The sequence below is a fragment of the Nonomuraea turkmeniaca genome (genome assembly GCF_005889735.1).
Taxonomy (GTDB): Bacteria; Actinomycetota; Actinomycetes; order Streptosporangiales; family Streptosporangiaceae; genus Nonomuraea; species Nonomuraea turkmeniaca.
The window spans coordinates 15,735-30,191 of sequence record NZ_VCKY01000010.1; the positions used below are offsets into that span (position 1 = coordinate 15,735).

Below are 14,457 nucleotides of genomic sequence, written 5' to 3' on the forward strand. Positions count from 1 at the left end.
CGGCTCGCCCCGCACGACGGCCCGCATGCGTTCGGGCCGGCGGATGCCGGAGCATGCGGCGTCTACGGGTCAGATCACCTCGAAGTCGGCCATCATCGCCATGTCCTCGTGTTCGAGGTTGTGGCAGTGCAGCATGTAGCGGCCCCGGTAGCCGTGGAAGCGGGCGAGCACGTCCACGACCTCGTACGGGCGCACGTCCACCGTGTCCTTCCAGCCGCCGTCGGTGGCGGCCGGCGGCCGGCCGTTGCGGGCGAGCACCTGGAAGTGGGCCAGGTGGACGTGCACCGGATGGTGGAAGTCGCTGGTGAGGCGCCAGACCTCGGCCGTGCCCAGGCGGGGCCGGGCCAGCGGGACGCCGGGCCGGTACGAGTGGCCGTTGATCGTCCAGGCGTTCCCCGTCCTGCGGAAGTCGAACGTCCGGGTGGCCACCGCCGCCGGCCGGGCCTCAGGGTGGGACAGCCTCCGCGGCACGGCGCTGTCGTCGGCGGCTCGCCGGGTGACGCGGAACCGCATGACGTTTCCGGCCGAACCGGTGGCCAGGGTGTTGACGAGGGTGACCGTGCTGCCGACGGGGTAGGCGGAGAAGTCGACCACCACGTCGTACCGCTCCCCCGGCGCGATCGGGATCGTGTCGTGCGCGATGGGCACGGCCAGGAGGCCGGCGTCACTGCCGATTTGGACGAAGCGACCGCCGGGGGCGAGCTGAAGCCGGTAGCGGCGGGCGTTGGACGCGTTCAGCAGCCGCAGGCGGTGGCGGGTGGCCGTCACCTCGGCCACCGGCCAGGGTGCGCCGTTGACGAGGATCACGTCGCCCTCGACGCCCTCCATGTAGTCGCCCCCGAAGGAACCGGCGCTGTGCGGGTCCGGGTAGCGGAAGGAGCCGTCCGTGTCGAAGGCCCGGTCGCAGATCATCAGCGGCAGCTCACGCTCCCCCCGAGGCAGCGGCAACGCGTCCTCCTCGTCGTCCCGCACCAGCACCATCCCGGCCAGCCCTCGCCACACCTGCGGCGCGGTGTGGTCCATGCGGTGATCGTGGTACCAGAGCGTGGCGGCCCGCTGGTCCAGCGGGTAGTGGTAGTCCTTCACGGTCTGGTGCCGGGTCTCCGCGTGCTGGCGCCCCGCGGCGTGGCCGCCGGGCCGGGCCTCGCCGTGACCGTGGTGGTCCGCGGCGTAGTTCGCGGGCACGACCAGGTCCGTCGGGTAGCCGTCGGAGTCCTGCGGGTTGACGCCGCCGTGCAAGTGGGTGGAGGTCGGCACGGGCAGCTCGTTGCGGACGGCGATCGTGGCTCGCTCCCCGCGCCGCAGCTCGAACGTCGGCCCGGGGAACGTCCCGCCATACCCCCAGACCTCGGTGGTCGTACCCGGGATGATCTCGGCCGCCGCCACCCGCTGCGTCACCTCGTACCGGCCAGGACGCACCGGCCGGGCGACCTCGGGAACCGGCAGCGGCACCGTGAACGGCCGGGGCAGCGGCAACCGGCTGGCGAGCAGTTGCCCCGAGGTCTCGGCGAGTGCCCCGCATCCGGCGGCCGCCATCCCCGCTCCGCCGAGCATCCCGAGGAACGCCCGCCGCGAGACGGCCCTCATGACGTGCTCACCCGGCGCCAGGTCCAGGCGGTGAACACGGCGGACATCCCGAAGATCGCCATGCCCAGCGGGAAGTGCAGCGCGATGACCCGGTCCTGCCCCGCCGCCACCTGCACGGTCTCGGCCACCACGAGGCCGAGACCGGCCAGGGCGGGCCACAGCGGCCCCCGGCCCGGCCGCCACAGCAGGATCGCGGCCACGAGCTGCAGGTACAGCACGCTGTGCGTGAACCCCGCGTTGTTCCTGTGCCAGGTCAGCAGGTCGACGTCGCCGGTGAGGAAGAGCCCGGCCAGCGCCGCCTGCCCGAGCACCCCGGCCAGGTGCACGGTCGCCGTCACCCGGAGCGACCAGACGATCCAGGAGGTGGTGGTTGATGAGGTCATGGCCGCCATGGTGCGACCCCGCACGCCGGGGCGGCGTCGCCCGGCGGAGGGCACTCGGGCGTACTCCCGTGGTGGTATGGCGCGTGCCCGCGCCCGGAAACGTACGACCGGGGGGTGACGTCCGGTGTGGACGGCCTCCCCTACCTTGTGAGCATGAACAGCCGGAGGATCGACGCGCTCGTGGCGGCGGGCGCACTGGTGGCGATCACGGGAGGCACGTACGCGAACCTGTCGTGGACCGGCCCGGGCGAGCGGCCGCTCGACCCGGCGGGGGTGACGCTGATCGTCGTCGCGTCCCTGTCGCTGAGCTGGCGGCGGGCGGCGCCGCTGGCCGCCGGGCTGGTCGCGGCGGCGGCCGGGATCGCCTACTACTTCGCCCACTACCCCGGCGTGTTCGCCGCCGCGCCCGCGCTGGCCTCGGTCTACACCCTCGCCTCGCTCGGCCGCCGCAAGGCGGCGATCTGGCTGGCGGTGACGCTGGCCGTGGCGGTGTACGGGCTCATGGCGCTGGCCGACCAGGATCCGGCGCTCGGCGACGGGATGACGCTGCTGAGCGGCTGGCTGGTGGCGATGGTGGTGGTCGGCGAGGTGGCCAGGGGCCGCCGGGCGTACCTGCGGGCCGTGGAGGAGCGCGCGGAGGAGGCCGAGCGCACCCGCGAGGAGGCGGCGCTGCGCCGGGCGGGCGAGGAACGGCTGTGGATCGCCCAGGAGCTGCACGACTCGCTCACGCACAGCATCTCCGTGGTGAACGTGCAGGCCGCGGTGGCCATGGAGCTGCTGGAGCGGGACCCGGCGCGGACCCGCGAGGCGCTGGCGGCGATCAAGGAGTCAGGGCACGAGGCCATGAACGAGCTGCGTGCCACGCTGGGCGTGCTGCGCCAGGCCGCCCCCGACGGCGGGCTCGCCGGGCTGCCGCGGCTGGTGTCCAGGGCCGAGGGGGCGGGGCTGCGGGTGTCGTACACCGTTTCCGGCGCCCCGTACGCGGCGCCGCCCGAGGTCGACCGGGCCGCGTACCGGATCGTGCAGGAGGCGCTGACGAACGTGCTGCGGCACGCGGGCGCGGCGGCGGTCGCGGTGGCCGTCGGCTACGATCCGGCGGGGATCACGCTGCGGGTGGACAACGACGGCGAGGCGGGCACGGCAGGTCCGGGAATGGGGTTGATCGGGATGCGCGAGCGCGCGGTCGCCGTCGGCGGGTCGCTGACCGCCGGCCCGGGCGAGGACGGCGGCTTCAGCGTGCGCGCGGAGCTGCCCGTTCCGGTGCGGTCGTGATCAGCGTCCTGCTGGCCGACGACCAGCCGCTCATCCGGGCCGGTTTCAAGGCGCTGCTCGAGCTGACCGACGACATCGCGGTGGTCGGTGAGGCCGGCGACGGGGCGCAGGCCGTGGAGCTGGCCCGGCGGCTGCGGCCGGACGTGGCGCTGCTGGACGTGCGGATGCCGCTGCTCGACGGCATCCAGGCCACGCGCAGGATCGGCGCGGATCCGGAGCTGGACGGGGTGCGGGTGGTGATCCTCACCAACTACGCGCTCGACGAGTACGTCTTCGCCGCGCTCCGGGCCGGGGCCAGCGGGTTCCTGCTCAAGGACATCGAGCCGGGCGACCTGCTGCAGTCGGTGCGGGTGGCCGCCCGGGGCGACGCGTTGTTGTCGCCGTCGGTGACGCGCCGCCTCATCGAGGAGTACGTCAGCACGCCGCCGCGGCCGGCGCCCGTGCCGGAGGCGGAGCGGTTGACCGGGCGGGAGCGGGAGATCGTCGCCCTGGTGGGACGGGGCATGTCGAACGAGGAGATCGCCGCGCATCTGGTGATCAGCGAGGCCACCGCCAAGACGCATGTGAGCAGGTCGATGACGAAGCTGGGGGTGCGTGACCGGGCGCAGCTGGTCGTGTTCGCGTACGAGTCCGGGCTGGTGGTTGCCGGCGGGCAGGGTTAGCGGGCAGGGTTAGAAGGCCAGCAGGAACTCGTAGAAGTTCAGCAGCCAGACCAGCATCCACAGCAGGACGGCGGGAAGCCGGACAGCTCCCCGTCCGCTTCCGTCAGCATGCAACGCGATCCCTCAACGCCTTTCGTGCCCGGCGACGATATCTCCCCAGTCTGCGTCCATCCGCCTGCCCTCGCGCACCGGCCGGTCAGCCGTTGACGGGCTTGCCGAGCGCACTGCCGGCGAGCCAGTCCTCCCAGGACTTGGCCCACGGCGTCGGCCCGTTGCCGAACTGCAGTTTCCTCGACGTACCCGTCACCTCGATGATGTCGCCCCGCTGGGTGAACTCGTAGAACCAGCGGGCGTTCTCCGGGCTGGCGTTCACGCACCCGTGGCTGACGTTACGGCTGCCCTGGGCTCCGGTCGACCATGGTGCCGCGTGGAAGAAGGTGCCGCTGTAGGTCATGCGGACGTTCCATTTGGTGCGGATGCGGTACTCGCCGGGCTCGCCGATGGTGGCCGAGTCCATGACGATGTCCGCCGCCTTCTCCTGGGCGATCATGACGCCGGAGTAGCTGTCGTCGCCCGGTCTGCCGAGGCTGACCGGGATGGTCTTGACGACCTCTCCGTTCTCCCTGACGACCGCCCGGTGGGTCTTGTTGCTGACCTTGGTGATGTGCTCCGGCCCGACGGTGAAGGTCAGGCTGCGGTCCTTGGTGCCCCACAGCCCTTCACCGGCGCGCAGGCCGGTCAGGTGCGCCTCCACCGTGACCTTCTCGCCGACCGGCCAGTACTCGCGCGGCCTGAACTGCACCTCCCGGTCGCTCACCCAGCTCCAGGCGCCCTCGACCGGCTCGGACATGCGCACCACGAGGGCCCGCTCGATCCTGGCACGGTCCTCCTTGGCGGTGATCGGCTGGGACAGCAGCAACTGCACGGGCATGCCGACGCCGACCTTCTCGCCGTCCAGGGGCGACATGCCGCTCGCCAGGACGCGTTTCGGCTTCAGCGTGGTGAACGTCGACCGCGCCGCCACCGGCTTGCCGTCCGTGCCCGTCGCCTCCGCGCTGACGGTGTACGCCGTCGACGGCCGTAACGCCCACCGGGGACGCCACGTCCCGTCCGCGGCCACCGAGCCGCGTACCTCCCGGCCCTTGGCGTCGGCGACGGCCAGTTTGGTGACCTTGCCGTCGGTGACCTTGACACTGATCCCGGTGTCCGGAGGCACCTTCTTCGTGCCGTCGGCAGGGGTGAGCGCCAGCTTGGCCACCGGCCCCTGCTCCGCGGGCTTGCCCGGCGTCGACGTGCCGCCGCCGGAGGTGCATCCGGCGATCAGGAGCGCTGCCGCGGCGAGGGCACTCGCGATGGTCCGGCCGTTCCGCATCGTTGATGCCTCCCGTGCCTGACAAATGGGTCACCGGTGGACTTTCTTCCCGAGATGGCGGGCTTGACACTCCGGTGCCGGCCGCGTGCCCGGCCCCGGTGTGGGTGACCGCCGCGGGCTCGGCCCAGGCGGGCGCGGCGGTCCGGGCTTCCGGAAGCACGCGGACGATCACGGTCGCGCTGCCCAGGAGCACCTTCGGCACGCGGGGCCGGGGTGGCGGTTCGCGGTCGTGCTGACCGGGCAGTCCCAGGCGGACGTGCTCAACCCGCTGACCGGCCCGGTCGCCGTGCCTGCCGTCCCGGTCCCCTGATCATTCGTCGCGGGCTCGGCGACTTTCAGGCTCGCCACGCGCGTTGCGCGGCGTCCCGGACGCGGCGCCTGACCGGAGGCGGGACGTCGCCGTTCGGCGCGGGCGGCAGGGCCGGTGGCGCCGGTGGCACGAGCACCGCGGTCTCCTCCTCGGTGACCGGCCGCTCGACCTCGGCGAACCCGCCCTCCGAGCCGCGTACGATCACGCCCGTCTCCACGCCGTGGGCGGTGGTGTGCCGGTCGCGGGCCCGCAGCCCCAGGGCGATGCGCCGGGCGACCACGAAGCCCAGCACCGGCCCGGCCACGACCGCGACACGGAAGATCCAGGTCGTCGCGTTCAGCGAGATGTGGAACGTCGCGGCGATCAGGTCGTTGCCGCCGGCCATCCACAACACGCCGTAGAAGACGACCCCGGCGACGCCGATGCCGACCCGGTTCGGCACCTCGCGCGGCCGGTCCAGCAGGTGGTGGACGGCGTTGTCACGGGTGATCCACCGCTCGGCGAACGGGTACAGCGCCAGCCCGGTGAACAGCAGCCCCGGCGCCACCAGCGCGGGGATCAGCACGCTCATGGTGACCGTGAAGCCGAACACGGTGAACTCCCACGGCGGCATGATCCGCAGTGCGCCCTCCATGAAACCCATGTACCAGTCCGGCTGCGAGCCCGCGCTGACCGTGCTCGGCACGTACGGGCCGTACAGCCAGATCGGGTTGACCTGGAACACGGTGGCGAGCAGCGCGACCACCCCGAGCACCCACAGGAAGAACACCGTCGTCTTGGCCACGAACGCCGGGAAGAACGGCGCGCCCCGCACCACCCGGTCCGTGAGCCCCTTGGCGCGGAACTGGGTGTGCGTCTGCCGCCAGGTCAGCACCACCGCGTGCAGCGGGATGAGCACCAGCAACAACCCGGGGATCAGCAGCACGTGAATGCTGTACAGCCGGGCGATGATGTCATCGCCGGGAAACTCCCCGCCGAACAGGAACGCCGCCAGATACGTCCCCACCAGCGGGATCGACAGCGTGATCCCGTGCAGGATCCGCAGCCCGGCGCCGGACAGCAGGTCGTCGGGCAGCGAGTAGCCGAACAGCCCGTTGAACATCACCAGCACGAACAGCACCACGCCGATCAGCCAGTTCAGGTCACGAGGCTTGCGGAACGCGCCGGTGAAGAAGTTCCGCAGCAGGTGGGCGACGATGGCGGCGAGGAAGACGAGCGTGGCCCAGTGGTGCATCTGCCGCATCAGCAGACCGCCCCGCACCTCGAAGCTGATCTCCAGTGCGGAGGCGTACGCCTGGCTCATCCGCACACCGCGCAGCGGCACGTACGCGCCGTTGTAGAGCACCTCCTCCATCGTCGGCTTGAAGAAGAACGTGAGGAACACGCCGGTGAGCAGGACGACCACGAAGGAGTACAGCGCGATCTCCCCGAGTAAGTACGTCCAGTGGTCGGGGAAGACCTTGCGCATCGCCTTCTTCATGAAGGCGGCCCCGCCGATCCGGTCGTCCAGCGCCTTGGCCAGTGAACTGCCCTTCATCACAACCCCGTCAGGTCGGTGGTCCGTTCACCTCCATGACGGTGTAGGGCGGCGAAATGTGACATTCAGGCGAAGCGTTCAACCGTGACCGGGATCAAGCCCTGCTCGCGGATGGCCTGCCGGTGGTGGTGGAGCAGCGCGCCGAGCGTGGCGAGCGGCCCCGCGCCCAGTCGTACGGTGACGTCCACGCACCAGGCGATGCCGGCCCCGATGCGGCGCAGCTCCCACGTGAAGCCGTGGCCGCTCACGCTGCCCGACGCCTTGCCGACCACGCGCGCGTCACCGGTCGGCTCAAGCCGCAGCGCCGCCTGCGCGGCGGCCAGCCCGTCCGCACCCAGCTCGCCGGCGAACAGGATCCGGTAGCGGCGCGCCTTGGCCGGCGCGCTGCCCAGGTGCAGCGGCGAGGACGTGGGAAGGGGCTGGCGGCGCCGGAAGTGCTCGCGCAGCCGGTCCTCCTCCGGCAGCTCGCCCCCGCCGAGGTAGGCGTAGGCGTCGCGGGCGTCCTGCCGGCTCACCGGCGTCACCCGACTGCGCAGGGCGCCGTTGGCCCGGATGGCGCGACTCACCTCCGGGGCCGCCAGCCACTCACCGGTCTCCGATCCCCATTCGGCGCTGTCGATGCCGGCCGCGGTGAAGTCCTCGCAGAGCACGAACTCCTCCACCAGCACTCCTGCCGGTGAACGGTCGTATGCCGAGGTGGAGATCAGATAGTAGTCCATTCCCCGCATGATCCTCGGCCCGGGAACGCCGGATCAAGCAACGCGCCGGTCCGGCCGTCCGCCAAGTCGATTCATCCGGAAAGCGGTCTCCCACGAACCAGGTACGAACGACAGTTGTCGAACTCATATGGGGCGGTCCCGGCGAAAGCCGGGACCGCGTTCACGGCGGAACGGCGAGCCTGGGGGCGGAGAGCGGCAGCTCGCGTGACCAGCGGAGCCCCCGTGCGAGCGCGACCATCCGACACAGTCGCACCGGGGGCGGTGCGCTAGGGGGACAAATGAACATCGGTGCTAGATCGTGCTGGACGGCACGGCCTCGGGCGAGACGGGGGACGGCGAGGATGCTCGCCACGGCAGTCCTGAGCACGGCGACATGCGGCGCCGGCCTGCTGACGGCCGATTCTGGAACGGTCCAAGCAGCGGTCCATCCCGGCTTCAAGGACGGCGGCGTCCCGGCTGCCGCGGCGGCGCCACAAGCCGGCGCCGATCTGGCGGAAACCTGGTCGAAGGCGTCGCAGGCGCTGCTCCACCCGCTGTTGACCGCGGCTCAGGACGTGCGAGGCCGCCCGGTCGACTGCCGCCGTGTCAAGTGCGTGGCGCTCACCTTCGACGACGGCCCCGGCCAGTACACGGACGCGTTGCTGCGCCAGTTGCGGGCCCATCGCGCGCGGGCCACGTTCTTCGTCGTGGGGCAGAACGTCGCCGCGTACCCCGGCATCCTGCGCCGCACCGTCGCGGCCGGGCACGAGATCGGCAGCCACACCTGGTCGCACTCCGACCTGACCCGGCTGTCGCCGGTGGGCGTGCGTGCCGAGCTGGCCCGCACCGACCAGGCGATCAGGGCCGCGACGGGGCTCGTGCCCCGTCTCATGAGGCCGCCGTACGGGGCGTTCAACGCCTCTGTGCGGATGCAGACGACGCGTCCCCTGGTGATGTGGAGCGTGGACACGCTCGACTGGTTGCACCGCGACAGCACCAGGGTCGCCAAGAAGACGATCAAGTCGGTACGCCCCGGCAGCATCGTGCTCTTCCACGACATCCACCCCACGACCGTGCGGGCCATGCCGCGGATTCTGAAGACCCTGTCGGCGCGCGGCTACAAGTTCGTCACCGTCAGCCACTTGTTCGGCGGCAAGCCGCCGCGCCTGGTCTACAGCGGCGTCTCCAGCCTCCTCTGACCTATCCCGAGGTTGTCCGGATGAGGAGCAACGCGTCCTGGCCGGACGCGGCGCCCCACACCTCGCCCGGGCGCCCGTGGATCTGGCGCACCTGCGCGGCCTCGCCGTTCGCGGGGGTGAAGCGCTCGGTGGCGGGGTCGAAGCTGATCAGCCGGTCGCTGCCGAAGTCGCTGATCCACACGATGTCGGCGGAGTCGACGTAGACGGCGTACGGCTGGGGGGCGTCCCCGGGGAGCGGCCATTCCTTCCAGGCTCCGGAGGCGGGGTCGTAACGGCCCAGGCGGCCGCCGTTCCACTCGCTGACCCAGACGCGGCCGGTGCTGTCGGCCCAGACACGGCGGGCGCCCTGACCCGCGGTCGGGGGTTCGAGGACCGTGGCGCGGCCGGTGTCCGGGGTGATCCTGGCGATGTGGCTGCCGGCCAGCGAGGCGTAGTAGACGTCGCCGTCCGGGGTGGTGGTGATCCCGTACGGGCCGGCGCCGCGCGGGGCGTCGTACACGTCGATCTTGCCCGAGTCCGGGGCGAGGCGGCCGTAGACGCCGCTCTGGCCGGTGAACCAGAGCACGCCCTTGGCGTCGAACACCGCCGTGTTGAGGTCGGCGCCCGCGCGGTCGCCGGGGAGCGGGTAGGCGCGGACCTGGCGGCTCTCGGCGTCGACCCGGACGATCGCGTTGAGGCCGCTGTCGGTCACCCAGGCGTGGCCGCCCGGCCCGGTGATGACGCCGTGCGGCCGGGAGCCGTCACCCAGCGGCACCTGCGTGACCTTGCCGGTCTTGGGGTCGAGATGGCCGAGGTAGCCCGCGTGCTGCGCGGTGAACCACACGCCGCCGTCGGCGGCCGGGGCCACGTCGTGCGGCCCGGCCCCGCTCGGCACCTCGAACCGCTGAACGGCCGGCCCGGCGTTCCGCGCCGGGGCATCCGTCTGAGGCGGAGCGCCGGTCTGCGCGGGTGCGGTGGTCCGGGGAGGTGCGGCGGGCGATGCGGTGCAGGCGGCGAGCACGAGGAACACCGCCAGCGGTGCGCTTCGCGTCAGTACGCTTGCCAAGCGGGTCACGGCTACTCCTTCAATGATCGCCATTCGTCGACGCCGATCCTGGCCACCGGGTCGCCGTCGCCAGGGACGAAGACGAACGTGTCGCCCTCGGCCGAGGACAGGCCGGTGGCGCGGGCCAGGTTGAATCCGTGCGAGACCAGCACGGTGTTGACGCCCGCGGCGGGACGGGCGTCCAGCAGGCGGCGCAGCGCCGCGGCCAGCGCGGCGTCGTCGGCGCCTGGGTAGACCTCGTTGATGAGGTCACGGCTCTCCCGCGCCTGGCCGAACGCGAGCTCGGCGGTCTCTCGAGTGCGCCGGTAGGGGCTGGCGAGCACCTGGCCGATGGGGATGCGCAGCCTTCTGACGGCCTGGCCGATCTCCCGCGCCTGCGCCCTGCCCTCCTCGGAGAGGTTGCGCTGGGTGGCAGGGTCGGCGAGGTCCGGCGTGGGGTCGTCCTGGGTGGCCTCGCTCGCCGTGTGACGGACGTAGAGCACGTAGCCACCGCGCCGCAACCGCGCGACGAGCCCGGCATCCGCCGTGGCCGGTCCGGCGCCCGCCGTGGCCTGCCCGGTCGGCGAGGCCCCGGGTGCGGTGGGCGTCGCTTCAGCCGAGGGTGACGTCGTCTGGGGCGCGGGTGATGCGGGCGCGGGCGTCGCGGGCACCGGTGTCGCAGGCGCGGGCGCGGACGTCGCGGGCGGGGAGGCCTGGGCGCCGCATCCGGCCAGGAGACAGGCGCAGGCGGCGAGCAGCGCCAAGCTGGACCTCACGCCCTCGACGCTACGCCCGCCGACCGCAAAGTCATGTAAAACGCAAGCAGCCCCACCCCCAGACGTGCCTGAACTTTTCCTGAAACGCCCTCGTATCTCGTGATGTGAGCGGTGATCGCGCATGAACCCCCGTCAGAAAGGACGCAGCGGCACCGGCAGCAGGGACACCGCGCAGGCCGGCCGGCCCGGCCTGCGCGGGCTGCGGGCCGCGGTGTTCGCGGTCGTCTGCGTGTACGCCGCTCTGGGGATGCACATGCTGGCCGGGGGCCCAGGCGCCGGCCTGGGGACCGTCGCCGCGGCGACCGCCGCGACCGGGGCGGGCGCGTTCTTCCTGGCCCGCCGTCGCCGCTCCATGGGGACGCTGGTCGTGGCCTCGTTCACGGCCCAGTACGGCATGCATCAGCTGTTCAGCTCGGGTGCCACGACCTTGTCGGACCATCACGGCGGAGGCGGGCTCCAAGCGGGGATCGGCATGCTGGCGGCCCACGTGATGGTCACGATCATGTGCGCGTGGTGGCTGGAGCGGGGCGAGACGGCGCTGGTGACGCTCCTGCTGTTGCTGGCCTGCTCCCTACGGAGCCTGTGGCTCACCGCCAGGCTCTCGACCTCCCCGCCACCCCGTCCGGGCCCGATCACGGCAGTCGCGTCCGGCGTTCTCGCACCCCAGGTCCTGGCCTGGACGATGTGCCGCCGGGGACCGCCGCGTACCGCAGGATGACGTGAGTCCGCAGCCCACGTGACGAACACGTCCGTGCGGCCGTCTCGTCGTGGCCGGACGCCGGCCGCGACCGTCCCCTGCTGTTCGCGCACGCCGCTGTCGTGTGCGTGCCTCCGGAACGGAGCCCACCGGCACGTATCTGTGGTGGACCGGCCGCCGCACCCGCGGGAAGGCTCCGGGCTCGGCCCGCGGCCGGCTGCGCCGCCTGCACGTCTGGGTAGGGGTCGGCTCGGACGCGGTGGTCGTGTTCCTAGTGCTCTCCGGGCTGCCCTGGTCGGGCGTGTGGGGCGACGGGCTGCAGCGGATCCAGGAGCGTACCGGCTCTACCGCCCCGAACGCCGGCGACTTCCCGCACACCTCCACTCCACCCCTGTCCGGTGACCTCTCCGCCCACCCCGACGCCAAGGTGCCATGGGCGGCGGAACGGCTGCCCGTCCCCGAGTCCGCGAGCTCCGCGTCGTACGGATGGGCCGAGTACGGCACCATGGCCAAGGTCGTCGAGCAGGGCATCGCGCTGCACGAGGGCCGCAGGTACGGCCCGGCCAACCTGGTCGTGATGCTCGCCGCCTGCCTGGCGCTCATCACGCTCGTGGTCACCGGCGTGTGGATGTGGTGGAAACGCCGCCCGCGAGGCCGCGCCGGAGCGCCCGCCCGCCCGTCGGACCGGCGCACCGCGTACGGGGTGATCGCCGTCATGGCGGTGCTCGGGCTGCTGTTCCCCCTGGCGGGGGTCACGATGGCGGCGACCCTGCTGCTGGACCGGCTCGTGTTGCGGCGCATCCCGGCGGTCGCGCGGTTCGCCGGCTGAGGATCAACCGCCGGCCGGGTACGGCGGGCCGAGGCTCCAGGCGTGGGCCGTCTGGTCCCTGCTGCCGCTGACGGCGATCGGCCGGCCGTCGAGCAGACCGATCGCCACCGACCAGACGCAGTCGGCGTGCCCGGTGAACGGCGTGCCGAGTTGTTTCCTCGTGCCCAGGTCCCACACCCGCACGGTCGTGTCCTCGCCACCGGTCACGGCCACGGGCGTGCCGTCCAGGTTGGCGATCGCGACCGACCAGACCCACCCGGAGTGCCCGGCCATCGGCGCACCGAGCTGCTTCCTGGCGCCCAGATCCCACACCCGCACCGTCATGTCCTCGCCGCCGGTGACCGCGACCGGCGTGCCGTCCAGATTGCCGATCGCGACCGACCGCACCCACCCGGAGTGCCCGGTCATCGGTGCACCGAGCTGCTTCCTGGAGTTCAGGTCCCACACCCGCACGGTCGCGTCGTCGCCGGCGGTCACCGCGAGCGGCGTGCCGCCGACCTGGCCGACGGCCACCGCCCACACCGCGCCCTGGTGGCCGGCCAGGGGCGTGCCGAGTTGCTCGCCCGTCCGCAGGTCCCAGACGCGGGCGGTGCCGTCGGCGGAGGCCGTGACGGCGGCGTGCGTGCCGCCGATCCGGCCGGTCGCCACGCCCTTGACGTCGCCTTCGTGCCCGGCCAGAGTTCGTGATCCGCCCTTGGCGAGGTCCCATACGCGGGCCGTGTCGTCGTCGCCGGCGGTGACGGCGATCGGCACGCCGTCGAGCTGGTCCAGCGCGGCGCCTCTGACCCACTCCGTGTGGCCGGCGAGCGGCTGCCCGATCGGCTGCGAGGTACGCAGGTTCCAGACGCGGGCGGTCTCGTCGTCCGAGCCCGTCAGCGTGACGGGAACGCCGTCGAGCGTGCCGACGGCCACCGCCCGCACGTCGTTGGTGTGGCCGGACAGCGGCTTGCCGATCTCCTTGCCGAACGGGGTGCCCTGCGCGGTCGTGCGTACGGGCCCGGGGTCGCGGACGACGGCCGGCTCCGGCCACATCGCCACCGCCAGCACCACGGCCGCGACCGCCGCGGCGACGGCCGCCAGCGCGCTCCGTGGCACCCTCCGCTTGGGTTCGGGCGGCGGCTCGGTGAGCCCCGCGGCCGGGAGGGTGTCGCCGCCGGTCAGGGCGCGGACCAGGTCGTCGGCGGCGAGCCGGCGTTCGGGGTCCTTGTCCAGGCAGGCGCTCACCAGAGGTGACAACGATTCCGGCACGCCGGTCAGGTCCGGCTCCTCGTACAGGAGTGCGTGCAGCACCGCCGGGACCGTCGCGCCCGCGAACGGCCGGCGCCCGGTGGCCGCGTACACCATCGTGGCGGCCCAGCTGAACACGTCCGCGGCCGGCCCGATCTGGTCGGAGCTGACCTGCTCGGGCGCCGTGTAGCCGGGCGTGCCGAACGCCCCGGACTGGGTGACCGCGTGATCGAGCGCCCGCGAGATGCCGAAGTCGATCACCACCGGGCCCTCGGGTCCGAGGATGACGTTGGCGGGCTTGAAGTCGCGGTGCACGACCCCGGCGCGGTGGATCGCGGCCAGCGCGGTCGCGGTCGCGATCGCCAGCCGATCCAGCCCGCCGCCGGTACGCGGCCCCTCCTGCCTGACCACGCGGTCGAGGGACTCGCCGCGCACGTACTCGCTCACGATGTACGGCCGGTCCTCGTGCATCCCCATGTCGAGCACCCGGGCGGTGCAGAACGGCGCCACCCGTCGCGCGAGATCCACCTGCCGGAAGAACCTGCGCCGCTCTTCTGCGTCCTCCGACATCCGGGCGTGCAGGACCTTGATCGTGACCTCGTCGCCGGACGGGCTCAGGCCGCGATACACCGTGCCCTGGCCACCCTCACCGAGGAAACCGGTGAGCCGGTAGCCGGAGATCTGCCCGAGTTCGGGCTGTGGACGCGACAATGCCCACCTTCTTCATGGCAGCAGGGACCTCAGCACTGGATACTACGATCGACATGGAATACCTGGATTACCCGAAAAGGCGACATAAGTAGTCATATGCCGCCCTTTCTGGCGAGCATCATCAAGAAGACATTCAGCGTTTTCCGGTTGCTCATCTCGGAGTAGTCCTGGCA

The 14,457-nt window shown here is 72.4% G+C and carries 14 protein-coding genes; 6 read left to right on the forward strand and 8 right to left on the reverse strand.

Annotated features, from left to right (window positions below):
- Nucleotides 1–69: 69 nt before the first annotated feature.
- Complete coding sequence (locus tag ETD86_RS04495; RefSeq protein ID WP_138664805.1) at nucleotides 70–1,587, reverse strand: multicopper oxidase family protein; 1,518 nt, start codon at nucleotides 1,585–1,587, stop codon at nucleotides 70–72.
- Nucleotides 1,584–1,970, reverse strand: a complete 387-nt coding sequence (locus ETD86_RS04500) for a hypothetical protein (RefSeq protein ID WP_246147622.1) — start codon at nucleotides 1,968–1,970, stop codon at nucleotides 1,584–1,586. The genes ETD86_RS04495 and ETD86_RS04500 overlap by 4 nt, the downstream gene beginning before the upstream one ends.
- A gap of 153 nt (nucleotides 1,971–2,123) precedes the next feature.
- Between ETD86_RS04500 and ETD86_RS04505 the strand changes: the two genes are divergently transcribed.
- Together ETD86_RS04505 and ETD86_RS04510 are read left to right on the forward strand one after the other, a co-directional pair.
- Entirely contained in the window at nucleotides 2,124–3,242 is a 1,119-nt protein-coding gene (locus ETD86_RS04505; RefSeq protein ID WP_138664807.1) for a sensor histidine kinase, read from the forward strand.
- Nucleotides 3,239–3,904 (forward strand): response regulator, encoded by a 666-nt coding sequence (locus ETD86_RS04510; protein ID WP_138664808.1) that lies wholly within the window; start codon nucleotides 3,239–3,241, stop codon nucleotides 3,902–3,904. Before ETD86_RS04505 ends, ETD86_RS04510 begins: the two co-directional genes overlap by 4 nt.
- A gap of 196 nt (nucleotides 3,905–4,100) precedes the next feature.
- On the opposite strand, the gene ETD86_RS04515 is transcribed toward ETD86_RS04510, so the two are convergent.
- A complete protein-coding gene (locus ETD86_RS04515; RefSeq protein ID WP_138664809.1) occupies nucleotides 4,101–5,276 on the reverse strand; it encodes a L,D-transpeptidase in 1,176 nt (391 codons plus the stop codon).
- A gap of 85 nt (nucleotides 5,277–5,361) precedes the next feature.
- Here ETD86_RS04515 and ETD86_RS04520 point away from each other — a divergent pair, with 85 nt between their 5' ends.
- Nucleotides 5,362–5,586: a hypothetical protein gene (locus ETD86_RS04520; RefSeq protein ID WP_138664810.1), complete on the forward strand. Its 225-nt coding sequence runs from the start codon at nucleotides 5,362–5,364 to the stop codon at nucleotides 5,584–5,586.
- 25 nt (nucleotides 5,587–5,611) lie between these two features.
- Here the strand turns inward: ETD86_RS04520 and qcrB are convergent, their stop codons facing one another.
- Both qcrB and ETD86_RS04530 read right to left on the reverse strand, forming a co-directional pair.
- The gene (gene qcrB, locus ETD86_RS04525; RefSeq protein ID WP_138664811.1) at nucleotides 5,612–7,123 is read right to left on the reverse strand and encodes a cytochrome bc1 complex cytochrome b subunit; all 1,512 of its coding nucleotides are present in this window, start codon (nucleotides 7,121–7,123) and stop codon (nucleotides 5,612–5,614) included.
- Between the two features lie 65 nt (nucleotides 7,124–7,188).
- Entirely contained in the window at nucleotides 7,189–7,842 is a 654-nt protein-coding gene (locus ETD86_RS04530) for a hypothetical protein (protein ID WP_138664812.1), read from the reverse strand.
- Between the two features lie 341 nt (nucleotides 7,843–8,183).
- Here ETD86_RS04530 and ETD86_RS04535 point away from each other — a divergent pair, with 341 nt between their 5' ends.
- Nucleotides 8,184–9,020 carry a polysaccharide deacetylase family protein gene (locus ETD86_RS04535; RefSeq protein WP_138664813.1) on the forward strand — a complete coding sequence of 279 codons (837 nt, stop codon included), beginning with the start codon at nucleotides 8,184–8,186 and terminating at the stop codon, nucleotides 9,018–9,020.
- 1 nt (nucleotide 9,021) lies between these two features.
- Here the strand turns inward: ETD86_RS04535 and ETD86_RS57900 are convergent, their stop codons facing one another.
- Nucleotides 9,022–10,074, reverse strand: coding sequence for a Vgb family protein (locus ETD86_RS57900; protein WP_246147624.1), 1,053 nt, complete (start codon nucleotides 10,072–10,074; stop codon nucleotides 9,022–9,024).
- 2 nt (nucleotides 10,075–10,076) lie between these two features.
- On the reverse strand, nucleotides 10,077–10,820 hold the full coding sequence (locus ETD86_RS04545) for a histidine phosphatase family protein (RefSeq protein ID WP_138664814.1): 744 nt from the start codon (nucleotides 10,818–10,820) through the stop codon (nucleotides 10,077–10,079).
- Nucleotides 10,821–10,941: 121 nt separating this feature from the next.
- On the opposite strand from ETD86_RS04545, the gene ETD86_RS04550 reads away from it, so the two are divergent.
- Entirely contained in the window at nucleotides 10,942–11,538 is a 597-nt protein-coding gene (locus ETD86_RS04550) for an MFS transporter (RefSeq protein WP_138664815.1), read from the forward strand.
- A 103-nt stretch (nucleotides 11,539–11,641) separates the two neighbouring features.
- The gene (locus ETD86_RS04555; RefSeq protein ID WP_170222880.1) at nucleotides 11,642–12,346 is read left to right on the forward strand and encodes a PepSY domain-containing protein; all 705 of its coding nucleotides are present in this window, start codon (nucleotides 11,642–11,644) and stop codon (nucleotides 12,344–12,346) included.
- A gap of 3 nt (nucleotides 12,347–12,349) precedes the next feature.
- Here the strand turns inward: ETD86_RS04555 and ETD86_RS04560 are convergent, their stop codons facing one another.
- Entirely contained in the window at nucleotides 12,350–14,284 is a 1,935-nt protein-coding gene (locus ETD86_RS04560) for a WD40 repeat domain-containing serine/threonine protein kinase (protein ID WP_138664817.1), read from the reverse strand.
- Between the last annotated feature and the right edge of the window lie 173 nt (nucleotides 14,285–14,457).

Coding starts and splice junctions, on each gene's coding strand:
- qcrB (WP_138664811.1), bottom strand. CDS start 7,123: ATGAAGGGCAGTTCACTGGCCAAGGCGCTGGACGACCGGATCGGCGGG.
- ETD86_RS04500 (WP_246147622.1), bottom strand. CDS start 1,970: ATGACCTCATCAACCACCACCTCCTGGATCGTCTGGTCGCTCCGGGTG.
- ETD86_RS04550 (WP_138664815.1), top strand. CDS start 10,942: ATGAACCCCCGTCAGAAAGGACGCAGCGGCACCGGCAGCAGGGACACC.
- ETD86_RS04535 (WP_138664813.1), top strand. CDS start 8,184: ATGCTCGCCACGGCAGTCCTGAGCACGGCGACATGCGGCGCCGGCCTG.
- ETD86_RS04495 (WP_138664805.1), bottom strand. CDS start 1,587: ATGAGGGCCGTCTCGCGGCGGGCGTTCCTCGGGATGCTCGGCGGAGCG.
- ETD86_RS04530 (WP_138664812.1), bottom strand. CDS start 7,842: ATGGACTACTATCTGATCTCCACCTCGGCATACGACCGTTCACCGGCA.
- ETD86_RS04515 (WP_138664809.1), bottom strand. CDS start 5,276: ATGCGGAACGGCCGGACCATCGCGAGTGCCCTCGCCGCGGCAGCGCTC.
- ETD86_RS04505 (WP_138664807.1), top strand. CDS start 2,124: ATGAACAGCCGGAGGATCGACGCGCTCGTGGCGGCGGGCGCACTGGTG.